This window comes from Nocardia sp. CC201C, from assembly GCF_030010695.1.
Taxonomy (GTDB): domain Bacteria; phylum Actinomycetota; class Actinomycetes; order Mycobacteriales; family Mycobacteriaceae; genus Nocardia; species Nocardia otitidiscaviarum.
On the sequence record NZ_JASCXP010000546.1, the window covers coordinates 1 to 3,993 of the forward strand.

General features: G+C 71.0%; 4 protein-coding genes. 2 read left to right on the forward strand and 2 right to left on the reverse strand.

Going from position 1 to position 3,993, the window contains the following annotated elements; genetic code table 11:
• Positions 1-69: 69 nt before the first annotated feature.
• Positions 70-1,308, reverse strand: coding sequence for an acetoin utilization protein AcuC (locus QK444_RS33715; protein WP_282786072.1), 1,239 nt, complete (start codon positions 1,306-1,308; stop codon positions 70-72).
• A 176-nt stretch (positions 1,309-1,484) separates the two neighbouring features.
• Between QK444_RS33715 and QK444_RS33720 the strand changes: the two genes are divergently transcribed.
• Both QK444_RS33720 and galE read left to right on the forward strand, forming a co-directional pair.
• The gene (locus QK444_RS33720) at positions 1,485-2,171 is read left to right on the forward strand and encodes a metal-dependent transcriptional regulator (protein ID WP_039815507.1); all 687 of its coding nucleotides are present in this window, start codon (positions 1,485-1,487) and stop codon (positions 2,169-2,171) included.
• Positions 2,172-2,174: 3 nt separating this feature from the next.
• Positions 2,175-3,158, forward strand: a complete 984-nt coding sequence (galE, locus tag QK444_RS33725) for a UDP-glucose 4-epimerase GalE (protein WP_282786073.1) — start codon at positions 2,175-2,177, stop codon at positions 3,156-3,158.
• 375 nt (positions 3,159-3,533) lie between these two features.
• Here galE and QK444_RS33730 read toward each other — a convergent pair.
• A partial coding sequence (locus QK444_RS33730) for a DUF4192 domain-containing protein (RefSeq protein WP_282786074.1) occupies positions 3,534-3,993 on the reverse strand: 460 nt, incomplete at its 5' end.

The window sequence follows — 3,993 nt, forward strand, 5'->3', positions numbered from 1 at the left end:
GGCTCGCCGGCGGCGGGTCTGTCGCGTGCGGCGGGTTCGCCCGGCGGCGGTGTCGCCGGGTCGGTGGGTTCAGTCACGGGGATCCTCCGGATCCAGGCCGAGCAGTCCGAAAGTCGCTCGGCGTGTTGCCAATACGGATGTGTCGAGGGCCCGGCGGGCCCGGTCGGCGCGTTCGTCACCGGTCTCCCGGCCGCCGCCGGGGCCGTCCCAGCGTTCGAAGGCGATGTCGCCGCCGTCGCCCATGGTGGCGGGCGGCGCGATATTCGGCGCGTACTCGGCGGCGGCCGCGGCCCACTCCGCCGGAATGGGGGTGGCCGGGTCGATATCGCGGTCCAGGGCGGCGGCCAGCAGATGCGTCCAGGCGCGTGGCACCACCCGGATCAGCCCGTAGCCGCCACCGCCGATGGCCAGCCAGCGGCCCTCGGCGTAGCGGTCGGCCAGTTCGCGCATGGCCAGGAAGGCGGCGCGCTGTCCGTCCACCGACAGCTCCAGGTCGGCGAGCGGATCCTCGCGGTGGGTGTCGACGCCGCACTGGCTGACCACGATCTGCGGCCGGAACGCGGCCAGCGCGCCGGGCACCACCGCGTGGAAGCCCCGCAGCCACAACGCGTCCCGGGTGCCGGGCATGATGGCGAGGTTCACCGCGGTGCCCTCCGCCTTACCCGCGCCGGTCTCCTCGGACCAGCCGGTATTCGGCCACAGCGTCGCCGGATGCTGGTGGATGGAGACGGTCAGCACGCGCGGGTCGTCGTAGAAGGCCCGCTGCACCCCGTCCCCATGGTGGACGTCCACATCCAGGTAGGCGATGCGGTCGAAACCGTTGTCCAGCAGCCACGAAATCGCCACCGCCGCATCGTTGTACACGCAGAATCCGGCCGCCGAAGCCGGCATGGCGTGGTGCATGCCGCCGCCGATGCTCACCGCGCGGCGGGTGCGTCCGGCGGCGATCTCCCGGGCCGCCGCGAGGGTCCCGCCGACGATGACCGAGGCCGCCTCGTGCATCTGCGGGAACACCGGGTTGTCGGGGGAACCGAGTCCGTAGGGCGGTGCCAGCGGCGGCTGACCGTCCGGTTGTCGAGCGTGCTTGACCGCTTCGATGTAGTCGTGGGTGTGCACGCGCAGCAGATCGCCCTCGGTGGCCGCCGTCGGCGAGAGCGCCTCCACCCCGTCGAACAGGCCGAGACTCTCGGCCAGCGCCATGGTGAAGCGCAGCCGCACGGGACGCATCGGATGCTCCGGCGTCCACTTGTAGTCCAGGAAACGGTCGGTCCAGACGACGGTGCCGTCACTGCGCGGTGGGCCAGGCATACCTGCCACGCTAATGCGTCACGGCGCTTCGTAGGCTCTGGACACCGCGCAGCACCGAACCCGCAGGGAACACGCAGCGCGCCCTGGGTGTTGACAGTGCGTTCGCGAAATAAGCTGTCGCCCGGTGCAGCCGCCGCGCATGGGTAGAATTCGTGCACGACGAAGGGGTTAAACAGGTGAAGGATCTGGTCGACACCACGGAGATGTACCTCCGTACCATCTACGACCTCGAGGAGGAGGGCGTCACGCCCTTGCGTGCGCGCATCGCCGAGCGCCTCGAGCAGAGCGGGCCCACGGTCAGTCAGACGGTGGCGCGCATGGAACGCGACGGACTGCTGACCGTCGCGGGTGATCGCCATCTCGAGTTGACGGAGAAGGGCCGGGCCATGGCGGTCGCGGTGATGCGCAAGCACCGGCTGGCCGAGCGGCTGCTGGTCGACATCATCGGACTGGACTGGCAGAACGTGCACGCCGAGGCGTGTCGCTGGGAGCACGTGATGAGCGAGGAGGTGGAGCGCCGTCTGGTCGAGGTGCTCAACCACCCCACGACCTCGCCGTACGGCAACCCGATCCCGGGCCTGGACGAGCTGGGTGTCACCGGCACCTCGAACGCCGAGGAGAAGCTGGTCCGGCTCTCGGACCTGCCCTCCGGGCAGTCCGCGGCGGTGGTGGTGCGACGGCTCTCCGAGCACATCCAGACCGATCCGGAGATCATCAACCAGCTGCGGGAGGCGGGCGTGGTGCCCGACGCCCGCGTGAACGTCGAGACCAAGCCGGGCGCGGTGGTCATTCTGGTGCCGGGCCACGCCGGTTTCGAACTCTCCGACGAGATGGCCCACGCCGTCCAGGTGAAGTTGGTCTGAGGCGTGAAACTTCTGGTCACGGGCGGTGCCGGCTATGTCGGCGGCGTCTGCGCGCAGGTGCTGCTCGAAGACGGCCACGAGGTGGTCGTGGTGGACGATGTCTCGACCGGCAATGCCGACGGGGTGCCCACCGGCGCCAAGTTCGTGGAGGGTGATATCGCCACGGTGGGCGTGGAGCTCGTCGCCGCCGAGAACTTCGACGGCGTGTTGCATTTCGCGGCGCAGTCGCTGGTCGGGGAATCGGTGCAGCAGCCGGAGAAGTACTGGCACGGCAATGTGGTGAAGACCCTCGCCCTGCTGGAGGCCATGCGCGCCGCCGGTACGCCGCGCCTGGTCTTCTCCTCCACCGCCGCTGTGTACGGCGAGCCGGAACAGGTGCCGATCGTGGAGGACGCGCCGACCCGGCCGACGAACCCCTACGGGGCGTCGAAGCTGTCCATCGACTACGCCATCACCTCCTACGCGGCGGCGCACGGTCTGGCGGCGACCAGCCTGCGCTACTTCAATGTGGCGGGCGCGTACGCGGGCCTGGGTGAGAACCGCGTCGTGGAAACCCATCTCATTCCCCTCGTCCTGCAGACGGCGCTGGGCCACCGCGAGTCCATCTCGGTCTTCGGCACCGACTACCCCACCGCCGACGGCACCGCGGTGCGCGACTACATCCACATCCGCGATCTCGCCCAGGCGCATCTGCTGGCCCTGGCGCAGTCGCGCCCCGGTGCGCACCGCATCTTCAATCTCGGCAGCGGAACCGGTTTCTCGGTGCGCGAGGTGATTTCGGCCTGCGAGCGCGTCACCGGCCTGCCCATCCGCGCGATCGACGCCCCTCGGCGGGCGGGCGATCCGGCGGTGCTCATCGCGTCCAGCGAGCGGGCAGTCACCGAACTCGACTGGCGTCCGCGACACACCGAGTTGGACACCATCGTGGCCGATGCCTGGTCGTTCCTGCAGACGCTCGGCGACCGCGCGCACAGCGCCCGCCGCTGACCCGCGCCTTCGCCAACCCGTCCGCCCCAGTCCCGTCCGCCGCAGTCCCGTCCGCCTCGGACACGTTCGCCTCGGACACGTTCGCCTCGGACACGTTCGCCTCGGACACGTTCGCGCAGCCCCGGTCGCCCCGGACTCATTCGCCCCGGACTCATTCGCCCCGGACTCGTTCGGCCGAGCCCCGTTCGCCCGAGCCCCGTTCGTCCGAGCCCCGTTCGCCCGGACTCGTTCGCCCGAGCCCCGTTCGCCCCGGACTCATTCGGCCGAGCCCCGTTCGCCCCGGGTTCGGCCTTGCCGGGCGCGGACGGGGTTTCGGCGTGCTTCTCCCGGCATCGACCGGATGACCGGTGTGCGGAAGTGGGCCCGCCGGGGCGGTCACGACAGCTCCGGGCCGAGGTCGACGCCGAGGATCGCGGCGGCTTCGCGACCGGTCTCGGCGATCCGGCGCAGCTGGGCCGGGCGCAGACCGTTCCGCAGCGCCGTCTCCAGCAGGCGGGCCATGGTGTGGTCCGGATCGGAGGCCAGCGCCGCGTCCAGTGCGACTCCGGCCAGTGGACCGTCGCCGCGCACATAGGCGCAGTAGCCGAGCAGTGCGGCCGCCTCGGCTCGGTCCGGGTCGGGTAGAACGCGGGTGAGGTGGATCCACAGCGCCTCCGCGGCCGCGGCGTGGTCACCCGGGGCGAGCGCGAACATGACATCCCGCACCACCGGATTCCGCAGGGCCACCGCCAGTTCCGCGAGTTCGGCCGGATGAAGCCGCGCTCCGGATTCGACGTTCGCGAGCTGCCACAGCACCTTGCGCAGCGCGGCGCGCGTGTAGACCTCCGCTTCGCCG

Bases quoted from the DNA above. Each gene is read 5' to 3' on its own strand.
- QK444_RS33715 (WP_282786072.1), bottom strand. From the start codon at position 1,308: ATGCCTGGCCCACCGCGCAGTGACGGCACCGTCGTCTGGACCGACCGT.